We start from the raw sequence: 25,549 nt of genomic DNA on the forward strand, positions 1-25,549 counted from the left end.
CTCAACCTCCCGCCAGGTGGCGCATCAACCACACGGTCATAAAGCCCAGCAGCATAAACACCGCCGTGGCGGCCAGCGAACGCGGCGCCAACCGTGCGACGCCGCACACGCCGTGCCCGCTGGTACAACCGCTGCCCAATCGAGTGCCCAATCCCACCAACAGCCCTGCGGCCGCCAGCCCGCCGTTGCCGATCGCGATCTCACCGGACGGCAAAGTCGCAGCGGCAGCATACAGCCAGGGCGAGAGCAGCAACCCGCCAATAAATGCGGCGCGCCAGCCCCGCTCCCAGCCAGCGGCACTCAAGACACCGCCGGTAATGCCGCTGATGCCAGCGATCCGGCCGTTGAACAGCAGCAGCAGCGCCACCGCGCCGCCGATAATAGCCCCTCCCGCCAGCGCGGAATAAGGCGTGAAGTGTGGCCAGTCAATGGTCATCGCGGTTCTCCGGTTGCGGGCAATAAAGTTGATACAGGGTGTGGAGCAGCGCCAACGCTTTAGCATCGGCCACCGCATAGTAAATCTGCTTGCCGGCGCGCCGGGTGGACACCAACCCTTCCTCCCGCAGTACGCCAAGCTGCTGGGACAGCGTCGGCTGGCGGATATCCAGCGCCTGCGCCAGCTCGCTCACCGCCATCTCGCCCTGACTGAGCCGGCACAGCAGCAGCAGCCGATCTTCGTTGCCCAGAGTGCGCAGCATCGCGCCGGCCTGCGCCGCCGCCTTGCGCATCGCGTCAATATCCATTGCCCCTCCATCAATATATAAAATTATATAATATCATTTTATAAACTATTTTGCCGTACCACGCCACAGACTGGTGTGAAACAGCGCCGCATGGCATCCTGTCATTTCCCCTTTTGCCGTGCGGAGACTGCTTACAATGCTGTTGTTTCACGACGTTCTGCCGCCCGATCAGCCCATCCGGCCGTTAGCCAGGGATTATCGCCACGGCGACAGCGAGCCGGAGCACTACCATAACTGCGCGCAGCTGATCCACAGCCTGAGCGGCGTGGTGCAGGTCACTACCCGGCTCGGCAGTTGGGTGGTGCCACCCGGCCGCGGCGTCTGGGTACCGGCGAAAGTGGTGCACAGTCTGCGCATCACCGGCCAGGTAGCGGCCAGGACGTTGTTCATCGATCCGCTGGCGCGCGCCGATCTGCCGGCCCAATGCCAGGTGGTGCAGATTTCGCCGCTGCTGCGCGAGTTGATTATCTGTGCGATGGAGATTGCGCCCGGCTATCCCAGCGGCGGGCGCGATGAGCGCGTGATGGAACTGATCCTGGATGAGTTGCGAATGCTGCCGAGTCTGCCGCTGCACTTGCCCGAACCGCGTGAGGCCTCACTGCTTGCCCTGTGCCGCCATATTCAGACTACGCTGGTACAGCCCTGGACGCTGGAACAGGCGGCCGCTCAGCTCAGCGTCAGTGGACGCACCCTGTCGCGGCGCTTCCAGCGAGAAACCGGGCTGCATTTTAGTGATTGGGTGCGACGCGCCCGTTTGTTGGCGGCGTTGAACGCGCTGGCGACCGGCCGCTCGGTGTTGGAAGTGGCGCTGGATCTCGGCTATGACAGCCCCAGCGCGTTCAGCGCCATGTTCCGCCGAGTGCTGGGGGTCGCGCCCAGCGACTATTTCAGCCGGGCCGCGCCGACGTTGACACCAGATAGCGCCCGGCAACGTTGAACAGCGCCTGCAGCGAAGCACTGGCGGAGTCGACGTCGATGCCAACGCCGTAGCTCGCCTCACCGTGCGGCAGCGCACAGCGGATATAGGCCACCGCTCGACTGTCGCTCTGATGCCCCAACGTGTGCTCGTGGTAATCCTCGATCGCCAACGGCAAGCCGAAGCGTTGGCGCAGCGCATCCACCGCGCTGGAAAGCAGGCCGTTGCCAGCGCCCTGCAACCGCAGTGTCTCCCCCTGCCAGGCGACTCTCGCGTTGAAACTGTAGGCCTCTACCCCGTGACTTTCCGTCTGGTAGCTCAACAGCTGCAAGCACGGCTGCTCCACCAGCCCGTAAGTGTCGCGGAATAAGCGCCACAGCTGCGCAACGCTCATTTCCTTACCGCTGCCGTCGGTCGCCCGCTGGACCACCTGGCTGAAATCAATCTGCAAACCGCGCGGCAACGCCAGCCCATGGTTCTGCTCCAACAGCCAGGCGGCGCCGCTTTTGCCGGACTGGCTGTTAACCCGGATCACCGCCTCATAGCTGCAGCCGACATCGGCGGGATCGAGCGGCAGGTAAGGCACCTGCCACCAGCCATCTTGTCGCTGGCGTTGCGCGGCGAAACCTTTCTTGATCGCATCCTGATGCGAACCGGAGAAGGCGGTAAACACCAATTCGCCGGCATAAGGATGGCGAGGATGCACCGGCAGCTGATTGCACTGTTCCACCACTTCCACCACCTGTTTCAGGCGGCTGAAGTCCAGGCCCGGCGCCACGCCCTGGGTATAAAGATTCAACGCCAGCGTAACCAGATCGACGTTGCCGGTACGCTCTCCGTTGCCGAACAGGCAGCCTTCGACCCGATCGGCGCCGGCCAACAGCGCCAGCTCCGCGCAGGCCACGCCGGTACCGCGATCGTTATGCGGATGCACGCTGATCGCCACATCGGCGCGACGGCTGAAATGGCGGCAGAACCATTCAATCTGATCGGCATACACGTTGGGTGTACTCACTTCCACCGTCGCCGGCAGGTTGATAATCATCGGCCGCTGCGGCCCCGGTTGCCACACCTCCGCCACCGCTTCGCAGATCTCCAGCGCGAACTCTAATTCCGTAAAACAAAAGGTTTCCGGCGAATACTCGAAGCACCAGGCGGTATCGGGCTGAGCCTCACAATGCCGGCGAATGCGCCGCGCGCCGTTCACCGCCAGCGCCACGGTAGCGGCCTTATCCTGGCGGAACACGATGTCGCGAAACATCGGCGCCGTGGCGTTGTACAGATGCACGATAGCCCGCGGCGCCCCCTGCAGCGCCTCGAAGGTACGATCGATCAGATCGTCGCGCGACTGCGTCAGCACCTGAATCGTGACGTCATGCGGGATCAGCTGCTCGTCGATCAGGGCACGCACAAAATCGAAATCCGTTTGCGACGCCGAAGGGAAAGCCACCTCAATCTCTTTGAAACCGCACTGCAACAACAATTGATAGAATTCGCGCTTGCGCGCGTTATCCATCGGCTCCGCCAGCGCCTGGTTGCCGTCGCGCAGATCGCTGGAGCACCAGCGCGGCGCCTGCCGCAGCGTGCGCGCAGGCCACTGGCGATCCGGTAACGTCACCGGCGGGAACGGTCGGTATTTGCTTGAAGGGTCGATTAACATGGGCTTCTCCTGATGCCTGAGTGAACGATACCGTCATTATTTCCCGTCTCCGCGCCTGCTTCTCCCGCTTTGCGGACAACCGTCGTCGCAGAGCGGACAACAAAAAAATTTGCATCCTGCGCCAGTGAGACAACAATTAGTTTTGACGTTTTTCCCCACCGCGCCGGCAGCACGCCGGACGCTTTATTCTCATTGTCAACGGAGGCGAACATGAGCCTGTATGCAACCCTGGAAGAAGCCATCGAGGCCGCACGCGAAGAGTTTATCGACACCGCCGAAGGCGGCAGCGGTGACGAACCGCCGGTGCCGCAGCAGTTCAATCTGCAAAAGTACGTGATGCAGGATGGCGACACGATGTGGCAGGCGGAGTTCTTCGAAGAAGAGGGTGAAGCGGTGGAATGCCTGACGCTGCGCAGCGGTGCGGCGGCACAGGCGATCTTCGACGGGGACTACGACGAGGTGGAAATTACCGCCGAGTGGATAGACGAAAATACCCTGTATGAATGGGAAGAAGGCGACTTCCAGCTCGAACCGCCGCTGGATACCGAAGAAGGCCAGGCCGCGGCCGATGAGTGGGATGAACGTTAACCCGCACCACATTTTTATCGCCAAGGAGGCAACATGATTATCCGCCGGGCCCGCTCTACCGACTACCCCGCCATTTTGCAGCTGCAGGGGGAAAACGTGCCGGAAGCGCTCGACGAGCGCCAAAAACGGCAGGGATTTATCGTATCGCGCATGAATGAGGCGCAGCTGACGGCGATCAACCGCGGCATCGGCATACTAGTGGCCGAACAGGAGAACCAACTGGCAGGGTTCGTTTGCCTGATGCCTGCCGACGTGCAACCGCGGCCACCGGTGGTGGATGCGATGCTGGCGACGCTCGCCACGCAGTCCTTCGCCGGGCGGGCGCTGAGTGAGCAGCGGGTGTTTCTCTACGGCCCGGTTTGCCTCGACGCCGCCTGGCGCGGCAAAGGCGTGCTGAAACGCCTCTACGCCGCCGTCAAAGCGCACACCAGTCATGACTACGACGTGGGCGCGCTGTTTATCGACGACGACAATCCGCATTCGTTGGCCGCTCACGTGCAAGGGTTGGGCATGACGGCGCTGGCACCTTTCCACTGTGGGCAGAAAGGCTATCAGCTGGTGGTGTTCGCCACCCGCTGAGCAGGTTTATTCATAGGGGCCGTGCTGCGCATCGAACGGCAGCATAAAGGTGTCCACCACCATCGACAACGGCACATCTATCACCGTGACGTAACGCCAGGGAGTATCGCGCAAATCCCACTGCACGCCGGGATAGTACTGGTGGCCATGCCCCGCGCCGGGCATGGTGCGGCTGATGATGCTGCCGCAACCGGTTAAGACCATCACGCCGGCCGCCACGCAGGCCAGCCGAAGGTAGGAAGAGAGCTTCACGACATTGACTCTGAGCAAAGGGTTGTTTCGCGAGTGAACAACGCATCGGCCGCAGTCTATCACAGTTCCCTTTCTCCACCGGCATCGGCGCGCGTAAGCAAAAGGTAAAAAAAAACGGGGAACGCGCCATGCGCATTCCCCGTTTGAGCGTTGCCGTTCAGCGATTAACGCCGGCCCGTTGGGTGCGCCAGCGGGTTGTGCGGCAACTGCTGATAGTGCTCACGCCAGGCGGCGCCTTCCGGCAACAGCCAAACGCGCTGGTGCAAACGAGCCAACGTAACCGGATCGCTCAGCAGCTCCAGACGTTTGCCCTTCACCAGTTTCTCCGGCCCCAGCTGCAGCGCTTCGTTCACCCGCTCCTCGCGGTTGCGATCGAGCGTCGCACGCAGATGGTGACGCGCCGTCGCCAACGCCGTCGCCAGCGCGTTGAAGGATGGGTTGACCACCGCATGCATAAAGCCGTTGGTCAGCGCGCGGTTGCGGTTGAGATGCAGATATTCTTCCGTCGCCAGCAACTCGCGCGGCGGGTTGTACTCTTCCGGGATCAGGAACAGCTTGGCGCGTTTGCTCTTCATGCCCAGCGTTGCGCGGCTCGACAGCACCGACACGAACGGTGACAGGATCAGCGAGAACACGATCGGCGCTAACCACCACAGGAAGCGCAGATCCAGCCACGCCATGCCGCCGGCCCACACCAGGCCCAGCAACATCTGCGAGCCATGGCGGCGGAACGCTTCACCCCAAGGCGTATCGTCATCGTCACGCTGCGGAGAATTCCACACCACTTCCCAACCGAGGAAGGCGCTCACTACGAACACGGTATGGAACAGCATGCGCACCGGCGCCAGCAGCACCGAGAACAGCATTTCCATCAGCATCGAAATGAACAGGCGGAACGCCCCACCGTACTCTTTCGCGCCCTTGGCCCAGATCAGCACAATACTGAGCAACTTCGGCAGGAACAGCAGCACCAGCGTGGTGGAGAACAGTGCAATCGCCAGCTCGGGCCGCCACTGTGGCCAGACCGGGAACAGCTGCCGCGGCTGCAGGAAGTATTGCGGTTCCATCAGCGTATGCACCACCTGCAATGCGGTGGAGAGCGCCAGGAACATGAACCACAGCGGCGCCGACAGGTAAGACATCACGCCGGTCAGGAACACCGCACGGTGCACCGGGTGCATACCCTTCACCAAGAACAGGCGGAAGTTCATCAGGTTGCCGTGGCACCAGCGGCGGTCGCGTTTCAGCTCGTCCAGCAGGTTTGGTGGCAGCTCTTCGTAACTGCCCGGCAGATCGTAAGCGATCCACACGCCCCAGCCGGCGCGGCGCATCAGCGCCGCTTCAACGAAGTCGTGCGACAAGATTGAACCGGCGAAGGAGCCCTCGCCCGGCAACGGCGCCAGCGCACAGTGCTCGATAAACGGCTTCACGCGGATGATGGCATTATGGCCCCAGTAGTGCGACTCGCCCAACTGCCAAAAATGCAGGCCGGCGGTGAACAACGGCCCGTAAACGCGGGTGGCGAACTGCTGCACGCGCGCATACAGGGTATCCATACCGGACGCCTTCGGCGCCGACTGGATGATGCCGGCGTTCGGGTTGGCTTCCATCAAACGCACCAGCCCGGTGAGGCATTCGCCGCTCATTACGCTGTCGGCATCCAGGATCACCATGTAACTGTACTCACCGCCCCAACGACGGCAGAAGTCGTCGATGTTGCCGCTCTTGCGTTTTACGCGGCGGCGGCGGCGGCGATAGAAGATGCGGCCGTGGCCGTCGACATCGCGGCACAGCTCCATCCACGCCTTTTGCTCCGCCACGCAGATGTCCGGATCGTAGCTGTCGCTCAGCACGTAGATATCGAAGTGTTCCAGCTGACCGGTCGCGGCGACGGACTCATAGGTCGCACGCAGGCCGGCGAACACGCGTTCGACGTCTTCGTTGCAGATCGGCATGATCAGCGCGGTGCGGTGCGCCGGGTTGATCGGCTCATCGCCCTTGATGGTAGAGGAAATACTGTATTTGTCCTTGCCGATCAGCAACTGCAGGAAGCCCATCAGCGCGGTCCAGAAACCGGCCGAGACCCAGCAGAACAGCACGGCGAACAGGATCAGAATGCCGGTTTGCAGCACATACGGCAGCAGTTGCAGGACCGACTGCATCAGATCCTGATCCAACATGGCGATAGGATCGATCAGCGCCCAGCCCTGATAAGGCAGGATGGTTTTCATGTACCAGGTGGCGATGCCGGTCTGCACCAGCATCAGCACCAGCAGCACATAGCGGCGCATGGAGCCGACGACACGCCAGCGGTTCTCGGCCGCGGCTTCCTCTTTGGTGGCGTGCCGATTGTGCGGAGAACGCCCCAGCAGAGAATCCCAGAAGCGCGCCACCGGGTTGGTGCGCCAGGCTTCCGGGAACATGGTGGTGCGTTTGATCGGCGGCGTCGCCTTCAGAATGGCACGCCCTTCGGCGTCGGTATCGAAGTCGTCATCGCTGACCGCATCCGGCCAGGCGTTTTCGATACGCGGTTTGACCGAGGCCAGCGCCACGTCATCCGCCGACAGGCTATTGACGTTGGCGTCGGCGGCGCCCATCTGCCGATGGAGCGCCTCCAGAGCCTGAGCGTCATCCGCCGTTTGAGGGTTGAGCGCCTCTGACCGCTCAGCGGTCAGAGGCAACGCCGCAAGATAATCCTGGGCGGGTTGAGTAGGCTTATTCATTGGCAGGTAGCTGATAGCTCCAGGTTTCCGACAGAGTCTTATCGCCATTGACCAGCGCCGCACGCATTTCTACCGGCTTCTTGTCGTCTTTCACTTTCAGACGCACCGTCAGGCGCCAGCCTTTGGTCACTGGGTTATAGCGGACGTTGTTTTCTACCATTTCACCATTGTCGCCGATGCTGATCTGAGAGGCGACCGGGGTATTGGCATCCAGTCCTTTCAGCACCGGGCCAACGAAGTCGACCAGGAAAGCCACGCTGCCGTCTGGCTCGCGAATCAGGTTGGACTGCTTCACGTCACCGGTCGAACGCATGGTCCGCGCCACATAGGCGATGTCTTGCGAATGCAGCTTGTCTTCATCGCGGGTGAAGTTCAGGCGGTAGCTCAGCGTCAGCGGCTTTTTGGCTTCCGGCAAGGTATCCGGCGTCCAGAACGCGACGATGTTGTCGTTGGTTTCATCCGCCGTCGGGATCTCCACCAGCTCGACCTTGCCTTTGCCCCAGTCGCCCTTCGGTTCGATCCAGGCGCTCGGACGCAGATCGTAACGATCGTCCAGATCTTCATATTCTTTGAAGTTGCGACCGCGCTGCAGCAGACCGAAGCCTTTCGGATTCTCAACGGTATAGGTGCTGACGGACAGGTGTTTAGGATTGTTCAGCGGACGCCAGATCCACTCGCCGTTGCCGGCATGGATAGACAGACCGTTGGAATCGTGCAACGCCGGGCGGTAGTTCAGCGTCGGTGACGGCTGGTTCGGCCCGAACAGGTACATGCTGGTCAGCGGCGCCAGGCCCAGTTTGCCCACCTTGTCGCGCAGGAACACTTTAGACTCGACGTCCACGGTGGTGTCGCGGCCCGGGATCACCGTGAAGCGGTAAGCGCCGGTGGCACGCGGGGAATCCAGCAGCGCGTAGATCACCAGGTGCTTGTCGCCCTGCTTCGGACGTTCAACCCAGAATTCGCGAAAACGCGGGAACTCTTCGCCGGACGGCAAAGCGGTGTCGATAGCCAGGCCGCGAGCGGAAAGCCCGTAAACCTGCCCTTTACCCACCACGCGGAAATAGCTCGCGCCCAGCAGGCTCATGATCTCATCGTTTTTATCGGCGCTGTTGATCGGATAAAGCACCTTGAAGCCGGCAAAACCGAGATTTTTCACCGATTCAGGGTCGTGTTTGACCGAACCGAAGTTGAAGTAATCTGGGCTGTACTTGATCTGTTTTACGCTGGTGGAGGTGACTTCGTTGATTTTCACCGGCGTATCGAAGTACATCCCCTGATGATAAAACTCAAGCTTGAAAGGGGTTTTCAGCTTGCTCCAATAGGCTTTATCGTGATTGAACTGAATCTGCTGATAGTCTGCGAACTTCATCTCGCGGAACTGAGAAGGAAGGTTGCTCTTCGGGGCTTCGAAACCTTTCGCCGCCAGATCCTGCGCCTGCTTGGCGACATCATCAATAGAAAAGGCCCATGCCGGCGAACTGAACAGCGTGAACAATACGGTAGCACCTAACCAACGAACGCTCGCGGCGCGTGGTTGTCCGGATAATATATTAACTAGCACATCCCCCCCTATTCGTGTGCTCAAATCATTTAAATCCATATTAATGGATTACTCAGCTTTCCGACAACATGATAAATGGATGGTTCATGTTTACGGCTCATTGTTTAAGCAGCTGATGGAACACCAGCGTAGCAAGCCGCGCAACAAGACGCTATGGAAAAATGCGGGGGGCTATAGTAGGGTTCCGGATAACAATTTAACGTTTGACGACTTATTAAGCGTGTTAATGAACTCTCGATTAAATCACCAGCGGTAATCTATGACTAAAGGCAGCAAACAGCGCGAGTTTTTCCTCGATTCGATCCGAGCCTATTTGATGTTGCTCGGCATTCCGTTTCACCTCTCCCTGATTTATTCCAGCCACGCCTGGGCGGTGAACAGCGCGTCGCCCTCCTTCTCGCTCACGGTGCTGAACGACTTCATCCACGCTTTCCGCATGCAGGTGTTCTTCGTGATCTCCGGCTACTTCTCCTACATGCTCTACGAGCGCTACGAGCGCCATCAGTGGTTGAAGGTCAGGCTGGAGCGGGTGGCGATCCCGCTGTTGAGCTCCATCCCGCTAATTACGGTGCCGCAATTTTTCATGCTGAAATATTTCACCGATAAATTAAACGGCTGGGACGAGTTTTCTCTCTATCAGAAAATAAATGTAACAGTTTGGGAATTGGTGTCTCATCTGTGGTTCTTATTGACCCTGTCATTGTTGACCTTCGCCTGCTTTTATCTGTTCCGCAAAATCAAGCGTCAAACCCGCGATCCTATTCCACCGTTAATAAACAGAATGCGTGGATTAGGAAATGTCTCACTGTGTTTCTTTATTTATGCGGTATGCTATTCGGCCGCGCACCGTATTATTTTAATTTTCGCGCCGCAGCTATTATCCAATGGCCTGTTCAATTTCGTGGTGATGGAGACGATGTTCTACCTGCCGTTCTTCATCCTCGGCGCCTATGCGTTTAAGTATGTGTGGCTTAAAGAGATTTTTCTGCGTCGTTCGCCGCTGGCGCTGCTCGGCTCGCTGCTGCTGTTTATCGCATATATGCTGAACCAGAAACTGTTGGCGCACAGCAGCTATATGTTCGAGCTGGAAGTGGTGATCAAAACCCTAATGGGGATCCTGATGACCAATGTGGTGTTCTCTTTCGGGCATAACCTGCTGAATTATCACTCGCCGCGCATCACCTATCTGGTCAACGCCTCGCTGTTTATATATCTGGTGCACCACCCGTTGACCCTGATATATGGCGCTTTCGTGACGCCGTATATCGGCAATAACCTGTTGGGATTTTTGCTGGGCCTGCTGTTTGTGTTCTCGCTGGCCTTCGCGTTATATGAGCTGCACAAGCGCATTCCGGTGCTGCGTTTCCTGTTCTCCGGCAAGCCGCAATAACCTTGTCCCCTGTAAACCTGACCGTTCGCAGGGGTTTTCTGTCATATTAACGCCGCGCAGAAAGCCTATACTGGTCGTTTGCATACAGAGCACACATTGCTCAGCCTGGCGTCGCCCGTTAGGGCACAGTGATACGGCAGCATAGATTACCTAGTCGTTATAACTGCAATGCATAAGTAAAAATCCATATCCCTGCCTTACGGTAGTGATTGGGCTCGACACCCCCGAAGGGCTGCGCGATCGTTTAATTCATTCGATGGCGTTAGCTGCATCTCCCTTCCGTCACGACAGAGAGGATTTTGAATGACCGATAAGAACACCCCGGCTCAGGAAGCCGTAGCGGAAAACGCTACCCTGCTGAAGATCCTCGGCAGGCTGCTGTCCGCGCTGGACGCCTCAATCAGCGGCAAAGAACGCAGCGTTTTGGTCGCTGAGCTCTCCAACTTTAATCTCGACGGCATTTCTGAAGCGGAAAGCAAGCTGGCCACCGAGCTGATCAAACGGGCGCTGGAATCGCTCGACCACTAACCCTACCGCGCCTGCAAACCATTAAGCCTGCCTGCGCGGGCTTAATGGTTTTTCCTCCGAGCCGCTCGATCATTGTTGCCACAGCAAAAATACAGCAGCCTGATAATGTTGGATAAAAGGCAGAATTTCCCCTCTTCTCCTCACTTTCTTAGTTTAATCGTACCAAAGGGCAATAATTGATCGATTGTTTTCACAATCAGCCTTGGCGTTTTACCCACTAAACACGTTATCATCGGCACACGCGCAGTGCCCCCTATCCCCAGCCTCAGGAGAGCGAAATTTTGGATGCCAGCACCATTAACAGCTTGTTCGTCATCGGTGCCGTGCTGGTGGGGGCAAGCATTCTGCTCAGCTCATTTTCTTCCCGACTCGGCATTCCGATCCTGGTGATCTTCCTGGCGATCGGCATGCTGGCCGGCGTCGACGGCCCCGGCGGCATCGTCTTCAGCAATTACCCGGTCGCTTATCTGGTCAGTAACCTCGCGTTGGCGGTGATCCTGCTCGACGGCGGCATGCGCACCCGGGTCAGTTCGTTCCGCGTGGCACTGTGGCCAGCACTGTCTCTCGCCACCGTCGGCGTGGTGATCACCGCCGGCCTAACCGGCATGGCCGCCGCCTGGCTGTTCAACCTCGATCTGCTGCAGGGCTTGCTGATCGGTGCCATCATCGGTTCCACCGACGCCGCCGCAGTCTTCTCGTTGCTGGGCGGCAAAGGGTTGAACGAACGCGTCAGCGCTACGCTGGAGATCGAATCCGGCAGCAACGATCCGATGGCGGTATTTCTCACCATCACGCTGATTGCGATGATCGCCGCCGGGGAAACCGCGCTAAGCTGGACCTTCCCGCTGCATCTGATGCAGCAGTTCGGCATGGGCATCGTCTTCGGTCTCGGCGGCGGCTGGCTGCTGCTGACGCTGATCAACCACATCAAGCTGGCGGACGGTCTCTACCCGCTGCTGGCGGTGAGCGGCGGCATTCTTATTTTCGCGCTGACCACGGCGCTGGACGGCAGCGGCATTCTGGCGGTGTACCTGTGCGGTCTGCTGCTGGGCAACCGTCCAATCCGCAACCGTCACGGCATCGTGCAAACCTTCGATGGCCTGGCCTGGCTCAGCCAGATCGGCATGTTCCTGGTACTCGGCCTGCTGCTCAACCCGCATGAGCTGCTGCCGATCGCCATCCCTGCCCTGCTGCTGTCGCTGTGGATGATCCTGTTCGCGCGCCCGCTGTCGGTGTTTATCGGTTTGCTGCCGTTCCGCAGCTTTACCCTGCGCGAACGCGGCTTTATTTCCTGGGTTGGCCTGCGCGGCGCGGTGCCGGTGATCCTGGCGGTGTTCCCTATGATGGCCGGGCTGCCCAACGCCCAACTGTTCTTTAACGTGGCGTTCTTCGTGGTGCTGGTTTCCCTGCTACTGCAAGGCACCACGCTGTCATTCGCCGCCAAAAAGGCCAAGGTGATCGTGCCGCCGGCGCTGACGCCGATCTCCCGCGTTGGGCTGGACGTACACCCGGAAAACCAGTGGGAACAATTCGTTTATCAGCTTTCGGCGGAAAACTGGTGCGTCGGTGCTGCGCTGCGTGAACTGAAAATGCCGCCTAATACCCGCATCGCCGCCCTGTTCCGCGGCAAAGAGCTGTTGCACCCTAGCGGCAGTACCCGGCTGCGCGAGAACGATATTTTGTGCGTCATCGGCCATGAGCACGACCTGCCGATCCTCGGCAAGCTCTTTAGCCAGGCACCGGCAGTGACGCTCGACGAGCGCTTCTTCGGCGACTTTATCCTGCAATCCGACGCCCGTTTGAGCGACATCTCACAGGTTTATGGCCTCAACCTGCAAGACGACGTGGACGAGCAGCAGACGCTGGGGCAGTTCGTCATTCAGCTGATCGGCGGCGAACCGGTGATCGGCGACCAGGTGGAGTGGGACGGCCTGACCTGGACCATTGCAGAAATGGACGGCAATCAAGTCAGCAAGATAGGCGTCAGGATCGTGACCGACTGACGCTGCCGCACAGCGGCGCTATCAGATGAGGGAACTTCTGGCCTTAAGAACGTTCTTAATCACTATCACGATGTATGCGATTCGGCGCCGCTGAATTATATCCCTTTGATATAAAAACTTAACAGCGGCGCCCACAGGGATTAAGGGTGTGAACGGCAAGACTCGATTTCTTTCGGTGATGATGCTCATGGCGCTGGGTGTAGCGGCAGCCGATCTCAGCATCGCCGGTTTGGTCCATAGACTTTTAATTGGATAATTTTAACGTGACGCAGCAGGAACAAGAAAAAGACATTCTGGGGAAAATACTGGTGACGGTGTCCGCGCTTTGCCTGATTCTGGTGGCGGCGTTCCTGATCTGGGGATTCGTGCTGGATTGATGCCACGCGACGCTCAGACATAAAAAAAACCGCCGCGGCGGTTTTTTTTATGGGTCAGGCGATCAGATCTTGCAACCTTCGCAGTCCGCTTCGTCTTCGAGGATTTCAGGGACCTCTTTTACCTTCTGCGCCGCTTTTTCTTCGGCTTTCGCCAGTTCGGCATCGATATCAAAATCGAAAATATCATCACTCATCGCTTGGTCCTTATTCTGCTTCATGTTCAAACGCTGAGTATAATCGACAAGCCGCCGGCCGGAAACCTTTCAGTTTGCCGCCGCCAGCTGCGGTGGCTCATCCTGCGGCTTTTTTCCGTATGCCATATCGTACACGTCGTAGAAGTCGATTTCGCCCTTGTTGCCGATGATGACTCGCATCTTCTGTTTCAGCGCGGCGCCGATGGAGGGCTCATCCAGCAATTGCTGCACCGCATAAGGCGACAGCGCGCGCGTGAAGTACCATTCGCCATTGTAGCAAACCCGCAGATCCAGTACCCCGATGTCCTCGAAACGGTACACCGGCCGGATCTCGATCAGCAGCATGGCGAACATGAACAGCACGAAGGCGGTGAAGCCCAGGAAGGCATACACCCCCATGTACGGCACCTGATACATCACGGCGATCACCGCAAAGTAGCCGGCGAACATGGCAAGGCACAAATAGCGGTGAGTACGGGCGAATTCGCTGTTGAAGCGCGGCTTGCCGTCACGCCCTTCGCGCCGATTGATCTGTTCAATCTCTTTAACCAAGATGCTTTTAATCGCGTCCATCGTTACAACCTTATGCTGGAAACAGCATTGCCATCAAATCTCACTGCTAAAAGTAACACAAGTACAGTTTTGCCGGGTAGATCAGTTAGCCAACTTAATGATGGCAACTGTTATAGTTTGGCTTCAGCGCGGCTGAGCGGCCTTGCCTTGCGCAAACATGAACATGCGCTGGGCCACATCGTCGGCCTGCTTGATTTTCTGCTTTTGCGGTTCGTTGCTGCGTTGAATGGCGCGGGCGTAGGCGATTTCATGGGCCTGATCGATCATCGCGATGATCCGATCACGTTCGGTCTTCTCCATATTGCCTAACATGGTGGTGATAATCGCCTGATAAGCGTTGGACGCGGCGGTCAGCGCTTTCTCTCTCGCCTCGAGGGCGGCGACGCGTTGCAAGAGTTCCTGCAGTTGATCGGAGTGAGACATATCGACCTCCTGTTGCTGGGCAGCAAGCCTGCCTGATTACAGTTTAGCAAAGGATCGAAAGAGAAAGAGGAAGGAAAGCCAGCGGTTACGGTAAAGCACACCCGAAAATCCCAACGAGGAGCCGATAGTGCAAATCAACCCGGGTGCGCTTTACGGTAAGCGCGATGAGACGAAGGAAGAAAGCTGGCGCGCTATGCAGGACTCGAACCCGCGTCTATCAATTTTCAAGCCAAAACAAGCCATTATAAAACCAATCACTCTGCCAACTGAGTTAATAGCGCGTTCCTTCGCTTCGGGGCGCCATTATCCATAACAACATTATGGATTCAAGCTTTTTTAGCATAATGCCCTGACTTTACGGATAAATCTTAGGTTATCACCAGCATGATGGCCTTACGGCAGCTCAATAATCGGGTAATCGCCAGCGATGAGCGGCTTGCACAAAATCTTGTAGCCATCGCTGTCGAAATGGCTGGCCGCGCTCTGTAGCCGCTCCGCCTGCGCCAGATCGCCGACCGAGCCCAGATAAAACCAATTGTGGATCACATGGTACTGACGCAGCGTCTCGCCCTGCTCCTCCAGCGCCACGCGCCCGGCGAACGGCCAACAGGCGATGCGTAACTGCTCAAGCGCCGCGCCGAGCCGCAGCGCATGCTCCTGCGCCGACTCCACGCCACAGCAGGCGCCCGCGCACTTGCGCAGGCTGTAGCGGAAACAGGCTCGCCCTGCCGGCAGCTTGTCGATCCCCAGCTTGCCGTAACATAAACGATGCTCATCGGCGATGGCGCGCAGCTTTTCCAGCGCGGCGTGGCGATTGGCAAACAGCCCGTAGAGGTGGGGCGTGACGGCGAAGTCGATCTCTTTGGCGTGAGCAATCGTCACCGCATCTGCCTGCAAGCGCAGCGCGCACAGCTGTTTCGAACGCCGCAGACGTTTGTTGAACAGCGGCTGTTGCTGTTTGATCAATTGCGCCTCCAGCAGCAATGCCCCCAACTCGCCTGCGGTCTCGATAAAGCTGATGCGCCGGGTTTGGCGCAGCATTTTAGCCTCGTCCTGCGCGCGGAAGTGCGCCATCACCCGGCTGCGTATATTGACGCTTTTACCGATGTAAAGCGGCAGGCTCTCGCTTTGACCGTGAAACACATACACGCCCGGCCCTTTGGGCAACGGCGCCAGGCAGGCGCGCAGGTGCTCCGGGTATTGGTAAATGTCGAGTTCTGGCTCGAGGCGGTTTAGCATCATGGCGGTGGTGTTATCCTGCTGATGAATGAATACTGGTTTTTTACCCAGTATAACGCCCAACGCAGCCGGTTGCACACGTGGTGGATAATAACTCGCCGTGATCTTTAGCGGGAAAGCCTTTACTATCCCATTTCCAGCGGGAAAGCGCCTCACGTTTAGCGCCAGTTCAAGCTGGCGCTGCCATGATGGCAGACTGGAACCGCCGCTTTTATCGTTATGGAAAACCTGGGTATGTCATCACTGAAACTCCCCTCCCGCCGTCTGGCGTTGATCGCCGCCATCGTTTTCATCGCCGTCGCCGTCGCGCTGGCCATTTTTTGGCAACGCCCGCCTCAGCAGGATTACGTTACCGCGCCGGCCCGCCTGGGCGATATCGAAAACGCCGTGCTGGCCACCGGGCGGCTGGATGCCATCGAACGCGTCAACGTCGGCGCCCGCGTCTCCGGCGAAGTCAAATCGCTGAAGGTCAAGCTGGGCGATCGCGTCACCAAAGGGCAACCGATCGCCGACATCGACGATCTGCAACAGCGCAACGATCTGCGCAACGCCGAGGCAGCGCTGAACGTAGTCAAAGCCAATATATTAGCCAAACAGGCCTTGCTGAAACAGGCGGAGTCGCGTTTTAAACGCCAGCGCCGCATGCTGAACGACGAAGCCAGTTCGCGGGAAGACTTCGAGACCGCCGAAGCCTCGCTCGCCACCACTCGCGCCGATCTGCAGGCGCTCAATGCGCAGTTGGTGCAATCGCAGATCGAAGTCGAAAAGAAAAAAATCGATCTGGGCTATACCCGCGTGGTTGCGCCGATGGACGGCATTGTTATCGCCGTGGTCACGCAGCAGGGACAAACGGTCAACTCCAGCCAAAGTGCACCGACCATCGTCAAGCTGGCGCGGCTGGATATGATGACCATCAAGGCGCAGATCTCCGAAGCCGACATCACCCGCATTTCGCCGGGACAAAAGGCGTACTTCACTATTTTCTCCGATCCGGATAAGCGGTACGACGCCACGCTGCGCACCATCGAGCTGGCACCGGAATCGGTGATGAAAGACGACTCGCTCGCCGGGACCAGCTCTGCTTCCGGCTCCGGCACCTCGAACGCCTCGGTCTATTACAACGCGCTGCTGGACGTGCCCAACCCGGAAAACCGCCTGCGCATCGCCATGACCGCGCAGGTGTCCTTGCTGCTCGGCGACGCGAAGAACACCCTGCTGGTGCCGATCCAGGCGGTGCATAAAATCGATGGCCAAGAGCAGCAGGTGCAGGTGCTGACCCAAGACCAGCGGCTGGAAACGCGCAAAGTGACCACCGGCATCACCAACAACGTCGACATTCAGATCCTCAGCGGCCTGAAAGCCGGTGAAACCGTGGTGCTGTCGCAGCCCGCCGCCAAATCGGCTGAGGATGGCATCTTCCTGTGAACGCGATCATCGAACTAAAAGGCATCAGCCGAACCTACACCAACGGCGGCCAGGCGCTGACGGTATTGAAAGACATCGATCTGACCATCGCCGCCGGCGAGCTGGTGGCGATCATCGGCGCCTCCGGTTCCGGCAAATCGACGCTGATGAACATCATGGGCTGCCTCGACGTGCCGGATCGCGGCGACTACTACATCAGCGGCCAGAACGCCGCCCACCTGTCGCCGGACGAACTGGCCCGCCTGCGCCGCGAGCATATCGGCTTTATTTTCCAGCGTTACCACCTGATGCCCGATCTCAGCGCGCTGGGCAATGTCGAAATCCCGGCTATCTACGCCAACGCCCGGCGCGATCAGCGGCGGCAGCGGGCGGCGCAATTGCTGGCGCGGTTGGGGCTTGAGGGACGCGAAGACCACAAACCCGGCCAGCTTTCCGGCGGCCAGCAGCAGCGCGTCAGCATCGCCCGTTCGCTGATCAACGGCGGTGAGATCATCCTGGCGGACGAACCGACCGGCGCGCTGGACACCCAATCCGGCCAGGAAGTGCTGGCGATCCTGAGCGAACTGAATCAGCGCGGCCACACCGTGGTGATCGTCACCCACGATATGAAAGTGGCGCAACATGCGCAGCGCGTCATCGAACTGCAAGACGGCAAGATCATCGCTGACAGTGGCCGCAAGTCGGCGCCCGGCGCATCGCTGCCGCCGCCGAACCGCAGCCGGCAAAGCGGCTGGCAACGCCTGATCGACCGCACTCGCGAATCGCTGCACATGGCGTTGAAGGCGATGAACGCTCATCGTCTGCGCACCGCGCTGACCATGACCGGCATCATCTTCGGCATCGCCGCCGTGGTCACGGTAGTGGCGCTGGGCGAAGGCGCCAAACAGCGCACGCTGGAAAACCTCAAAGATCTCGGCACGAATGTGGTAAGCATCTATCCGGGCCGCGATTTCTTCGACGACGCCATCGACAGCATCCGCACCCTGGTGCCGGCCGATGCCGACGCGCTGGCACAGCAAAGCTTCGTCGACAGCGTCAGCCCGGAAGTAGACGCCTCCGACAGCATCCGTTTTCGCAGCAAGTCCGCCACTGCCTCGATCACCGGCGTCGGGCGCGACTATTTCCGCGTTAACGGCGTCGAGCTGTTACAAGGCGTGACTTTCCGCGACGATCGTAATGCGCTGCAGGAAGTGATCATCGACGACAATGCGCGCCAGGCGCTGTTCGGCGATTTCGGCGTCGAGCCGCTCGGCCAGATCGTGTTTCTCGGCTCGGTGCCGGCCCGGGTGATCGGTGTGGCTAAAAGCAATCGCAATTACGCGCCCAATCGCATCACTGTATGGATGCCCTACAGCACTGTCATGTATCGCATGGTAGGCAAACCGACGCTCAGCGGCATCACCGTTCGCCTAAAGGACAATGTCGCCAGCGAATCGGCCGTCACCGCTATCACACAGCTGTTGACCCAGCGCCACGGCGTAAAAGATTTCCGTTTGTACAACTTCGATAAAATCCGAAAGTCCATCGAACGCACGTCAATGACTTTTAGCCTGCTGATCCTGATGGTGGCATCAATCGCGCTGGTGATCGGCAGCCTGGGGGTGATGAACATCATGCTGGTCTCGGTGACCGAACGCACCCACGAAATCGGCGTGCGCATGGCGGTCGGCGCGCGGCGCAGCGACATCATGCAACAGTTCATGATAGAGGCGGTGCTGGTCTGTCTGATCGGCGGCGCATTGGGCATCGCGCTGTCGTTCGCCGCCGGGTCGCTGTTCACCTCGCTGGCGGGCGGTATGTTCACCGCCATCTATTCCTGGCAAGCTGCCGCGACGGCGTTTTTCTGTTCAACTTTAATCGGCATGATCTTCGGTTATCTCCCCGCCCGTAAAGCGGCAAGGATGGATCCGGTCGTTTCATTGGCCAGCGAGTAACCCATGAAAATTTTATCTCCCCTGGCGCTAAGCCTCGTCGCCTTGCTCACCGCCGGCTGCGGCAACGCCCTGAAAAGCGACTACCGGGCGCCGCAGGTCAACTATCCGACGAGCTGGCAGCACGACGCCCACAACGCCGCGCCCACGCCATTCGACTGGCGCGATTTCCACGATCCTGAGCTCGATCGCTGGCTGCAACAGGTGATGGCGAGCAATAACGATCTGGCCGCCGCCGTACTGCGCGTTTACCGCGCGCAGCTCGAGGCGGAACGCGTCGGCATCAGCACCGCGCCCGGCATCAGCGCCTCATTAGGCAGCGGTATCAATCGCCCGCTGTCCGAGTCCTCCGCGTGGAATAAAACCAGCAACGCGTCGCTCACCACCAGCTATGAAGTCGATCTGTGGGGCAAGCTGGCGCGCCAGCGCGACGCCGCCGAGTGGAGCAGCCAGGCTTCCGTGCAGGATCTGCAGGCGGCGCGCCTGAAACTGTTGGCCGACGCCGCCACCAACTACTGGCGCATCGGTTTTCTCAATCAACAAATCAGCGTCAGCCAGGCGAGCATCGCCTATGCCAAAACGACGCTGCGGCTGGCCAACGCCCGTTATCAGGCCGGCAGCATCTCGGCGCTGGACGTAGTGAACGCGGAACAAAACTTGCTGGCGCAGGAACGCAGCCTGCTGGCGTTACAACACGATCGTCAACAGGCGCTGAACGAGCAGGCGGTGCTGCTGGGCGCGCCATCAGGCCAGGCCACCATCGCGCCCGTGCGCCTGCCGACGACGGCGATGCCGCAGATCAACACCGGCATTCCCGCTAGCGTCCTGAGCCGTCGCCCGGATCTCAGCGCTCAAGAGCTGCGGTTGCGCGCCGCCCTGGCCAACGTCGATGAAAAACGTCTGCAATACTATCCTGCGTTCAGCCTGACCGGTTCACTGGGCGCCAGCAGCAGCGCGCTGCTGGAATTCCTGCGCAACCCGACGGGCAGCCTCGGCGCCGGCCTGACGCTGCCGTTCCTGCAGTGGCGGCAAATGGGCGTGGAGATCAAGATCGCCCGCAACGATTATGAACAGCAAGTTCTGGCCTTCAAGCAGGCGCTGTACAAAGCGATGGGCGATGTGAACAACGCGCTGTCACTGCGCACGCAGCTGCTGGCGCAGGAGACACAGTTGCGCGCCTCATTGGCGTTGGCGCGTAAATCGGAACGGCTGAACGAGGTGCGTTACCGACAGGGCGCCGTCACCATTACCGACTGGCTGAATGCTCAGGAACAACGCCGTCAGGCGGAACTGTCGGTGGATGAAAACCGCTTCGCGCAGTACCAGAATCTGGCGAAAATCTATCTCGAATTCGGCGGTTCATCGGTACCTTAATCCAAACTGCCTGGCCAGTGGGTCAGGCGTTTTTTTTGACGGCAAACACATCAATTTTTCCTGTTTTATCTCCCGTACTCTCTATACTTAAAACATGACCAATTAGACGAAAAATCGTCAAATCGCACATTTATTAGACCATTCTCGCACCAAATCGGTGCAAACACTTAAGTTAAACTGCTGGATTTGATCGCCGCAAGATATAACGTTAAGCTATAGATGCAAAATAATTAGTCACCTAAATGACATAACCTCGGCATAAACGACGGTATTTTGTGATCCACATCCCAACTTAAATGTGGATAATGAATCGTCTTGAACCGCGATTCGATTAGCCGATTTGATAACTCGAAAACAACAGTGAACGGAGATTACGCTTTCACGAACAACGAATAATTCATTAAGGGATGATTATATGAAGTTAAGAAAAAAACGACATAAACCGATGCACATTAACGACATCACCATCATCGATGACAGCAAACTCAAGAAGGCGATCACCGCGGCGGCCCTGGGTAACGCGATGGAGTGGTTCGACTTCGGCGTATACGGCTTTGTCGCCTATGCGCTTGGCCAGGTCTTCTTCCCCGGCGCCTCTCCCGGCGTGCAAATGATCGCCGCACTGGCAACCTTCTCCGTGCCCTTCCTGGTGCGTCCACTCGGCGGCCTGTTCTTTGGTGCCATGGGCGATAAGTTCGGTCGCCAGAAGGTTCTCTCGGTCACCATTATCATTATGGCGGTCAGCACCTTCTGTATCGGCCTGATCCCGTCCTATGCATCGATCGGCATCTGGGCCCCGATCCTGCTGCTGCTGGCCAAACTGGCGCAGGGCTTCTCCGTCGGCGGTGAATATTCCGGTGCGGCGATCTTCGTCGCCGAATACTCGCCGGACCGCAAACGCGGCTTTATGGGTAGCTGGCTGGACTTCGGCTCCATCGCCGGCTTTGTGATGGGCGCAGGTGTAGTGGTGCTGATCTCCAGCATCGTCGGCGAAGCCAACTTCCTCGACTGGGGCTGGCGTATCCCGTTCTTCATCGCCGCGCCGCTCGGCCTGATCGGCCTCTACCTGCGCCATGCGCTGGAAGAAACCCCGGCGTTCCAGCAGCACGTGGACAAGATGGAGAAAGAGGATCGCAACGCCATCGAAAATCCGCCAAAGACCTCGTTCAAAGAGATCGCGGCCAAACACTGGAAAAGTTTGCTGGTGTGTGTCGGTATCGTGATTTCCACCAACGTGACCTATTACATGCTGCTGACTTACATGCCGAGCTACCTGTCGCATAACCTGCACTACTCGGAAGATCACGGCGTTCTGATCATCATCGCCATCATGATCGGCATGCTGTTCGTGCAACCGGTGATCGGCCTGACCAGTGACCGCATCGGCCGTAAGCCGTTCATTATCGGTGGCAGCATCGGCCTGTTGGCGTTGGCGATCCCGTGCTTCATTCTGATCAACAGCAACGTCATCGGCCTGATTTTCGTCGGCCTGCTGGTGCTGGCGGTGCTGCTCAACTCCTTCACTGGGGTGATGGCCTCCATCCTGCCGGCGATGTTCCCGACGCACATCCGTTACAGCGCGCTGGCGATTTCGTTCAACATTTCGGTACTGATCGCCGGTGCGACGCCGACCGTTGCCGCCTGGCTGGTGGAAGCGACCGGCAACCTGTACATGCCGGCCTACTACCTGATGGTCGTTGCAGTGATCGGTCTTATCACCGGTCTGTACATGAAAGAAACCGCCAACAAGCCGCTGCGCGGCGCGACGCCGGCCGCCTCTGACCGCTCCGAGGCAAAAGAGCTGCTGCAGGAAACCTACGACAACATCGAACAGAAAGTCGAGGACATCAACGCGCAGATCGCCGAACTGGAAAAGAAAAAACAGATCCTGATCGACCAGCACCCCAAACTGGACTGATTCGCTCTGACAAGCAAAAAACCACCCATCCGGGTGGTTTTTTTTGCCTGGCGTGCAGAGAGTGGTAACTTGACCCGGCGGATGCCGAAGGAGAGATGAATGAATCAGTTTCAGGAGATGGCGACCTATATCGCCGTGGTCGAGGCCGCCAACATCAGCGCCGCCGCCCGCCGCTTGGGCACCACCAAGTCGGTGGTCAGCAGACGCATCCAGCAGTTGGAGACGCGCCTTGGGACTGTGCTGTTCGAACGCGGGAAAACGCTTGGGCTGACCGACGCCGGCCACCTGTTCTATCAGCGCGCCGTTCTCATATTAAGCGAAGTGAGCGATGCCGAAGAGTCGGTGCGAACACTGCACGGCCAACTGCAGGGCCCGCTGCGGTTAACCGCGCCGATGGCGTTCAGCATCCGCTATCTGGCACCGCTGTTATCCACCTTTATGGCACAGTACCCGAGCCTCAATCTGGACGTGGAGTACAGCGATCGCCTGGCCAATCTGAATCAGGAGAATTTCGATGTCGCCATCCGTATCGGCCCCTTGGCGGATTCCGACCTGATCGCGCAGCGCATCTGCGCCAACCGCCATTTGATTTGCGCCAGCCCAGCCTATCTTGCCCAGAAAGGCACGCCGATGCACCCGCAACACCTGCAACAGCACCAGGGGTTGCTGTATATTCAGCGCGAACCGACCGGCATGCTGCAGCTCCCCATCGAGGGCGAAATCCGGTCGTTTCGTATCGGTAAACGGCTGCGCACCGATAACGCTTTTCACCTGTTGGCGGCGGCTAAAGCCGGTTTGGGCCTCGCCATCCTGCCCGCATTTATCGCCGCCGACGCGATACGCGCGGGGGAACTGCGCATTGTGTTGGCCGCCTATTCACCCGACGGCGGCGACATTTCCGCCGTCTATCGCCGTTCAAAACGCGCATCCCCCAAGATCAAGGCGCTGGTGGACTTTCTGAGTGAACACATTGGCCATACGCCCAGTTGGGAAACCGCACTCTCCTCTTTCCTGACGTCAACCTGAAAGGTTCGCAGAACGCGAACCCGAGGTTCGAATTTCGCCTGCTTGTTGCTTGTGCTTCAGGGTTTTAGTCTGCAGAACACACACTTTCTGCCCGCTCTGGAGACTCTGCCATGAAAGACTTATCACGCCGTCAGCTGATATCAAAAACGCTTGTCGCTTCAGCCGCCGCCACGCTCGGCGCTTCCACATCGGTTTCCGCATTATCGGCGCAATCACAACCGGCCCAACGGACCAGAGAGACATCCCCTACTTTCGACGTAGTCATCGTCGGCGGCGGTTCCGCCGGCGCGGTGATGGCGGCTCGCCTCAGCGAAAACCCTGCGCGCCGGGTCCTGCTGTTAGAAGCCGGGCACAGTTACGCGCCCTACGATTATCCGCGCCTCATCGCGGACAGCGACGTCCTCGGCGCCAATGGCAACCCGGAGTTCGAATGGGGATACCGGACAGAACCCGGCTATGTCAGCCACGCGATCGGCGCTATCCGCGGTAAAGTCTTGGGTGGCAGTTCAGGCGTCAACGGTGCCGTGGCGATCCGCGCCCGTCCGGAAGATTTCAACCGCTGGGATCTGCCGGGATGGGGCTATCAGGACCTGCTGCCCGCCTTCAAAAAACTGGAGACTCGTCATGGCCTGCACGACCGCGCAATCCATGGCGATAGCGGCCCTTTTCCCGTCGTGCAACTCACATTGGATGACATCACGCCAATGCAACGCGCTTTCGTCGCCGCCACGCGCGCCAACGGCTATGACGCGATTGACGATTTTGATGGCCCTTCAGCCAATGGCGTCGGCCCCTACCCGATGAATATCGTCAACGGCGTACGCGTTAACACCGGCATGGCCTATCTGGATGAGAAAACCCGCGCCAGAGACAATCTTACCCTCCGTGCAGATACGCTGGTCGACCGCGTGATATTTGACGGGCAGCACGCGATCGGCGTCCGCCTGGCCAGCGGCGAAGAAATCCATGCCGCTGAAGTGATCCTGAGCGCGGGAACCTACGGTAGCGCCGCCGTTTTGATGCGATCCGGCATCGCGCCTGCGCAACAGTCGAAGCGTCTGGGGATCCCCGTCGTCGCCGATCTCCCCGTCGGCGAAAACCTGGTCGATCACCCCTTTTATTACAATGCCTACGCCGCCCGCCCCGATGTCATCGGCAGCCAATCGCCGGTTATCGGTGCCAAGCTGTGGACCCACAGCAGCCAGGCGGAACCGGGAGAGCTCGATCTGCACATTACCGCGACGCATCTGTTTCCTCATGACCAAAGCCCTACCGGCGTCGGTTTTGTCTTGGCGGTGGCGCTGACTCGGCCACAATCCACCGGACGAGTCTGGCTGGAAAGCCGCGATCCAGCGGCAGCCCCTCACATTGACCTTAACTTCCTGGCGCAAGAGAGCGACCGCGTTCGCTTGCTGGAGGGGGTTAAACTGGCGCGAAAAATAGGGCAAACCGCTCCGCTGTCTACGCTTATCCACAGCGAGCTTGCGCCCGCTGCAGACAGCGACGAGGCCATTCTTGCCTCGATGGCGGCGACGTTGGATACCTATCATCACCCGACCTCTTCCGCGCCGATGGGAAATGCCGGCGAACCGAAGGCGGTCGTTGACCTTCAGGGCCGCGTACACGGCGTATACGGGCTTCGGGTCGTCGACGCATCCATCTTCCCCGACGTTCCCTCCGTCGCCACTAATGTGACGACGATCGCCACCGCCGAGCATATCGCCCGACACTACGCCTGACCGTTTGGCGGCAAGATAGGCTGTTGAAACCCGGCCGGTCATCCTGATGGCCGGTCTTCGCCATTCCGCAGCGGCACAATCGAAATAACGGCGGCACATTTTATCCTGCCGGGAAACGATGTTACCCTTGTGGCCACCGTCACCTCTGCAAAACATTCTCATGGGCAAAATGGATCTTCCCGTCATCATCGGCATCCTGGTTATGCTAACCCTATGGCTCGGCGCGCTCTTCAACATCGGCGATCTCAGCCTCACCATTTCGCGCCTGTTTCACTGGTTCGAAAGCCAACGTGGATAACCTGGGTTCGCGATAACGCAGGCAGCGAGCAAACATCGGCTATGATTGAAAGATGTTACGTCATTTTCCGAGACTGTCGCGCGCGATAA

24 protein-coding genes and 1 tRNA gene are annotated in these 25,549 nt (G+C 58.9%); 14 read left to right on the top strand and 11 right to left on the bottom strand.

Annotated elements, in window-relative coordinates; translation table 11 throughout:
- Window position 1 precedes the first annotated feature (1 nt).
- The gene (locus tag ACJ8HA_RS08455) at window positions 2-436 is read right to left on the bottom strand and encodes a YeeE/YedE family protein (RefSeq protein ID WP_060447409.1); all 435 of its coding nucleotides are present in this window, start codon (window positions 434-436) and stop codon (window positions 2-4) included.
- Complete coding sequence (locus ACJ8HA_RS08460; protein ID WP_033638023.1) at window positions 426-743, bottom strand: ArsR/SmtB family transcription factor; 318 nt, start codon at window positions 741-743, stop codon at window positions 426-428. Before ACJ8HA_RS08460 ends, ACJ8HA_RS08455 begins: the two co-directional genes overlap by 11 nt.
- Before the next feature lie 136 nt (window positions 744-879).
- On the opposite strand from ACJ8HA_RS08460, the gene ACJ8HA_RS08465 reads away from it, so the two are divergent.
- Window positions 880-1,680, top strand: coding sequence for an AraC family transcriptional regulator (locus ACJ8HA_RS08465; protein WP_142590508.1), 801 nt, complete (start codon window positions 880-882; stop codon window positions 1,678-1,680).
- Here ACJ8HA_RS08465 and leuA read toward each other — a convergent pair.
- The gene (gene leuA, locus ACJ8HA_RS08470) at window positions 1,631-3,319 is read right to left on the bottom strand and encodes a 2-isopropylmalate synthase (protein ID WP_197770804.1); all 1,689 of its coding nucleotides are present in this window, start codon (window positions 3,317-3,319) and stop codon (window positions 1,631-1,633) included. The two genes, ACJ8HA_RS08465 and leuA, sit on opposite strands and share 50 nt — an antisense overlap.
- 210 nt (window positions 3,320-3,529) lie before the next feature.
- On the opposite strand from leuA, the gene ACJ8HA_RS08475 reads away from it, so the two are divergent.
- A complete protein-coding gene (locus ACJ8HA_RS08475) occupies window positions 3,530-3,907 on the top strand; it encodes a MysB family protein (protein WP_004927872.1) in 378 nt (125 codons plus the stop codon).
- A gap of 33 nt (window positions 3,908-3,940) precedes the next feature.
- On the top strand, window positions 3,941-4,486 hold the full coding sequence (locus tag ACJ8HA_RS08480; RefSeq protein ID WP_025302387.1) for a GNAT family N-acetyltransferase: 546 nt from the start codon (window positions 3,941-3,943) through the stop codon (window positions 4,484-4,486).
- Between the two features lie 6 nt (window positions 4,487-4,492).
- Here the strand turns inward: ACJ8HA_RS08480 and ACJ8HA_RS08485 are convergent, their stop codons facing one another.
- The 3 genes from ACJ8HA_RS08485 to mdoG all read right to left on the bottom strand — a co-directional run bounded on the left by ACJ8HA_RS08485 (window position 4,493) and on the right by mdoG (window position 9,022).
- Window positions 4,493-4,690 (bottom strand): YceK/YidQ family lipoprotein, encoded by a 198-nt coding sequence (locus ACJ8HA_RS08485; RefSeq protein ID WP_049205154.1) that lies wholly within the window; start codon window positions 4,688-4,690, stop codon window positions 4,493-4,495.
- A gap of 212 nt (window positions 4,691-4,902) precedes the next feature.
- Window positions 4,903-7,461, bottom strand: coding sequence for a glucans biosynthesis glucosyltransferase MdoH (gene mdoH, locus ACJ8HA_RS08490; RefSeq protein WP_025302385.1), 2,559 nt, complete (start codon window positions 7,459-7,461; stop codon window positions 4,903-4,905).
- Entirely contained in the window at window positions 7,454-9,022 is a 1,569-nt protein-coding gene (gene mdoG / locus ACJ8HA_RS08495; RefSeq protein ID WP_025302384.1) for a glucans biosynthesis protein MdoG, read from the bottom strand. Before mdoG ends, mdoH begins: the two co-directional genes overlap by 8 nt.
- 259 nt (window positions 9,023-9,281) lie before the next feature.
- Between mdoG and mdoC the strand changes: the two genes are divergently transcribed.
- From mdoC to ACJ8HA_RS08515, 4 genes are all read left to right on the top strand, one after another.
- Window positions 9,282-10,412 (top strand): glucans biosynthesis protein MdoC, encoded by a 1,131-nt coding sequence (mdoC, locus tag ACJ8HA_RS08500; RefSeq protein WP_043141764.1) that lies wholly within the window; start codon window positions 9,282-9,284, stop codon window positions 10,410-10,412.
- Window positions 10,413-10,715: 303 nt separating this feature from the next.
- Window positions 10,716-10,940: a hypothetical protein gene (locus ACJ8HA_RS08505; RefSeq protein ID WP_033633376.1), complete on the top strand. Its 225-nt coding sequence runs from the start codon at window positions 10,716-10,718 to the stop codon at window positions 10,938-10,940.
- Between the two features lie 281 nt (window positions 10,941-11,221).
- A complete protein-coding gene (locus ACJ8HA_RS08510; protein WP_015377414.1) occupies window positions 11,222-12,943 on the top strand; it encodes a potassium/proton antiporter in 1,722 nt (573 codons plus the stop codon).
- 248 nt (window positions 12,944-13,191) lie between these two features.
- Window positions 13,192-13,320: a hypothetical protein gene (locus tag ACJ8HA_RS08515; protein ID WP_016928228.1), complete on the top strand. Its 129-nt coding sequence runs from the start codon at window positions 13,192-13,194 to the stop codon at window positions 13,318-13,320.
- 62 nt (window positions 13,321-13,382) lie between these two features.
- Here ACJ8HA_RS08515 and ACJ8HA_RS08520 read toward each other — a convergent pair whose 3' ends face one another.
- From ACJ8HA_RS08520 to cho, 5 genes are all read right to left on the bottom strand, one after another.
- Complete coding sequence (locus tag ACJ8HA_RS08520; RefSeq protein ID WP_256376330.1) at window positions 13,383-13,514, bottom strand: hypothetical protein; 132 nt, start codon at window positions 13,512-13,514, stop codon at window positions 13,383-13,385.
- A gap of 69 nt (window positions 13,515-13,583) precedes the next feature.
- Window positions 13,584-14,087, bottom strand: a complete 504-nt coding sequence (locus ACJ8HA_RS08525; protein WP_043141770.1) for a YlaC family protein — start codon at window positions 14,085-14,087, stop codon at window positions 13,584-13,586.
- Window positions 14,088-14,210: 123 nt separating this feature from the next.
- A complete protein-coding gene (locus tag ACJ8HA_RS08530; RefSeq protein ID WP_025302380.1) occupies window positions 14,211-14,510 on the bottom strand; it encodes a sigma-S stabilization anti-adapter protein IraP in 300 nt (99 codons plus the stop codon).
- A gap of 184 nt (window positions 14,511-14,694) precedes the next feature.
- Window positions 14,695-14,791, bottom strand: a tRNA-OTHER gene (locus tag ACJ8HA_RS08535).
- Between the two features lie 112 nt (window positions 14,792-14,903).
- On the bottom strand, window positions 14,904-15,752 hold the full coding sequence (gene cho / locus ACJ8HA_RS08540) for an excinuclease Cho (protein ID WP_442515298.1): 849 nt from the start codon (window positions 15,750-15,752) through the stop codon (window positions 14,904-14,906).
- Between the two features lie 216 nt (window positions 15,753-15,968).
- Here cho and ACJ8HA_RS08545 point away from each other — a divergent pair, with 216 nt between their 5' ends.
- The 7 genes from ACJ8HA_RS08545 to ACJ8HA_RS08575 all read left to right on the top strand — a co-directional run bounded on the left by ACJ8HA_RS08545 (window position 15,969) and on the right by ACJ8HA_RS08575 (window position 25,460).
- Window positions 15,969-17,174 carry an efflux RND transporter periplasmic adaptor subunit gene (locus ACJ8HA_RS08545; RefSeq protein ID WP_080352482.1) on the top strand — a complete coding sequence of 402 codons (1,206 nt, stop codon included), beginning with the start codon at window positions 15,969-15,971 and terminating at the stop codon, window positions 17,172-17,174.
- Window positions 17,171-19,108, top strand: a complete 1,938-nt coding sequence (locus ACJ8HA_RS08550) for a MacB family efflux pump subunit (protein ID WP_043141772.1) — start codon at window positions 17,171-17,173, stop codon at window positions 19,106-19,108. Before ACJ8HA_RS08545 ends, ACJ8HA_RS08550 begins: the two co-directional genes overlap by 4 nt.
- 3 nt (window positions 19,109-19,111) lie before the next feature.
- Window positions 19,112-20,479 (top strand): TolC family protein, encoded by a 1,368-nt coding sequence (locus ACJ8HA_RS08555; protein WP_060447416.1) that lies wholly within the window; start codon window positions 19,112-19,114, stop codon window positions 20,477-20,479.
- 415 nt (window positions 20,480-20,894) lie between these two features.
- A complete protein-coding gene (proP, locus tag ACJ8HA_RS08560) occupies window positions 20,895-22,397 on the top strand; it encodes a glycine betaine/L-proline transporter ProP (protein WP_025302375.1) in 1,503 nt (500 codons plus the stop codon).
- A 99-nt stretch (window positions 22,398-22,496) separates the two neighbouring features.
- On the top strand, window positions 22,497-23,423 hold the full coding sequence (locus ACJ8HA_RS08565) for a LysR family transcriptional regulator (RefSeq protein WP_025302374.1): 927 nt from the start codon (window positions 22,497-22,499) through the stop codon (window positions 23,421-23,423).
- Window positions 23,424-23,533: 110 nt separating this feature from the next.
- On the top strand, window positions 23,534-25,162 hold the full coding sequence (locus tag ACJ8HA_RS08570; protein ID WP_025302373.1) for a GMC family oxidoreductase: 1,629 nt from the start codon (window positions 23,534-23,536) through the stop codon (window positions 25,160-25,162).
- Window positions 25,163-25,331: 169 nt separating this feature from the next.
- A complete protein-coding gene (locus tag ACJ8HA_RS08575; RefSeq protein ID WP_256376329.1) occupies window positions 25,332-25,460 on the top strand; it encodes a hypothetical protein in 129 nt (42 codons plus the stop codon).
- The last annotated feature ends 89 nt before the right edge of the window (window positions 25,461-25,549 follow it).

This window comes from Serratia sp. CY33802, from assembly GCF_052169095.1.
In the GTDB taxonomy this organism is placed as follows: domain Bacteria; phylum Pseudomonadota; class Gammaproteobacteria; order Enterobacterales; family Enterobacteriaceae; genus Serratia; species Serratia bockelmannii.

Excerpts from the sequence above, each read along its gene's own strand:
- ACJ8HA_RS08455 (WP_060447409.1), bottom strand. The coding sequence starts at position 436 with ATGACCATTGACTGGCCACACTTCACGCCTTATTCCGCGCTGGCGGGA.
- ACJ8HA_RS08460 (WP_033638023.1), bottom strand. The coding sequence starts at position 743 with ATGGATATTGACGCGATGCGCAAGGCGGCGGCGCAGGCCGGCGCGATG.
- ACJ8HA_RS08465 (WP_142590508.1), top strand. The coding sequence starts at position 880 with ATGCTGTTGTTTCACGACGTTCTGCCGCCCGATCAGCCCATCCGGCCG.
- leuA (WP_197770804.1), bottom strand. The coding sequence starts at position 3,319 with ATGTTAATCGACCCTTCAAGCAAATACCGACCGTTCCCGCCGGTGACG.
- ACJ8HA_RS08475 (WP_004927872.1), top strand. The coding sequence starts at position 3,530 with ATGAGCCTGTATGCAACCCTGGAAGAAGCCATCGAGGCCGCACGCGAA.
- ACJ8HA_RS08480 (WP_025302387.1), top strand. The coding sequence starts at position 3,941 with ATGATTATCCGCCGGGCCCGCTCTACCGACTACCCCGCCATTTTGCAG.
- ACJ8HA_RS08485 (WP_049205154.1), bottom strand. The coding sequence starts at position 4,690 with ATGGTCTTAACCGGTTGCGGCAGCATCATCAGCCGCACCATGCCCGGC.
- mdoH (WP_025302385.1), bottom strand. The coding sequence starts at position 7,461 with ATGAATAAGCCTACTCAACCCGCCCAGGATTATCTTGCGGCGTTGCCT.
- mdoC (WP_043141764.1), top strand. The coding sequence starts at position 9,282 with ATGACTAAAGGCAGCAAACAGCGCGAGTTTTTCCTCGATTCGATCCGA.
- ACJ8HA_RS08505 (WP_033633376.1), top strand. The coding sequence starts at position 10,716 with ATGACCGATAAGAACACCCCGGCTCAGGAAGCCGTAGCGGAAAACGCT.
- ACJ8HA_RS08520 (WP_256376330.1), bottom strand. The coding sequence starts at position 13,514 with ATGAGTGATGATATTTTCGATTTTGATATCGATGCCGAACTGGCGAAA.
- ACJ8HA_RS08525 (WP_043141770.1), bottom strand. The coding sequence starts at position 14,087 with ATGGACGCGATTAAAAGCATCTTGGTTAAAGAGATTGAACAGATCAAT.
- ACJ8HA_RS08530 (WP_025302380.1), bottom strand. The coding sequence starts at position 14,510 with ATGTCTCACTCCGATCAACTGCAGGAACTCTTGCAACGCGTCGCCGCC.
- cho (WP_442515298.1), bottom strand. The coding sequence starts at position 15,752 with ATGATGCTAAACCGCCTCGAGCCAGAACTCGACATTTACCAATACCCG.
- ACJ8HA_RS08545 (WP_080352482.1), top strand. The coding sequence starts at position 15,969 with ATGGAAAACCTGGGTATGTCATCACTGAAACTCCCCTCCCGCCGTCTG.
- ACJ8HA_RS08555 (WP_060447416.1), top strand. The coding sequence starts at position 19,112 with ATGAAAATTTTATCTCCCCTGGCGCTAAGCCTCGTCGCCTTGCTCACC.
- proP (WP_025302375.1), top strand. The coding sequence starts at position 20,895 with ATGAAGTTAAGAAAAAAACGACATAAACCGATGCACATTAACGACATC.
- ACJ8HA_RS08565 (WP_025302374.1), top strand. The coding sequence starts at position 22,497 with ATGAATCAGTTTCAGGAGATGGCGACCTATATCGCCGTGGTCGAGGCC.
- ACJ8HA_RS08570 (WP_025302373.1), top strand. The coding sequence starts at position 23,534 with ATGAAAGACTTATCACGCCGTCAGCTGATATCAAAAACGCTTGTCGCT.
- ACJ8HA_RS08575 (WP_256376329.1), top strand. The coding sequence starts at position 25,332 with ATGGATCTTCCCGTCATCATCGGCATCCTGGTTATGCTAACCCTATGG.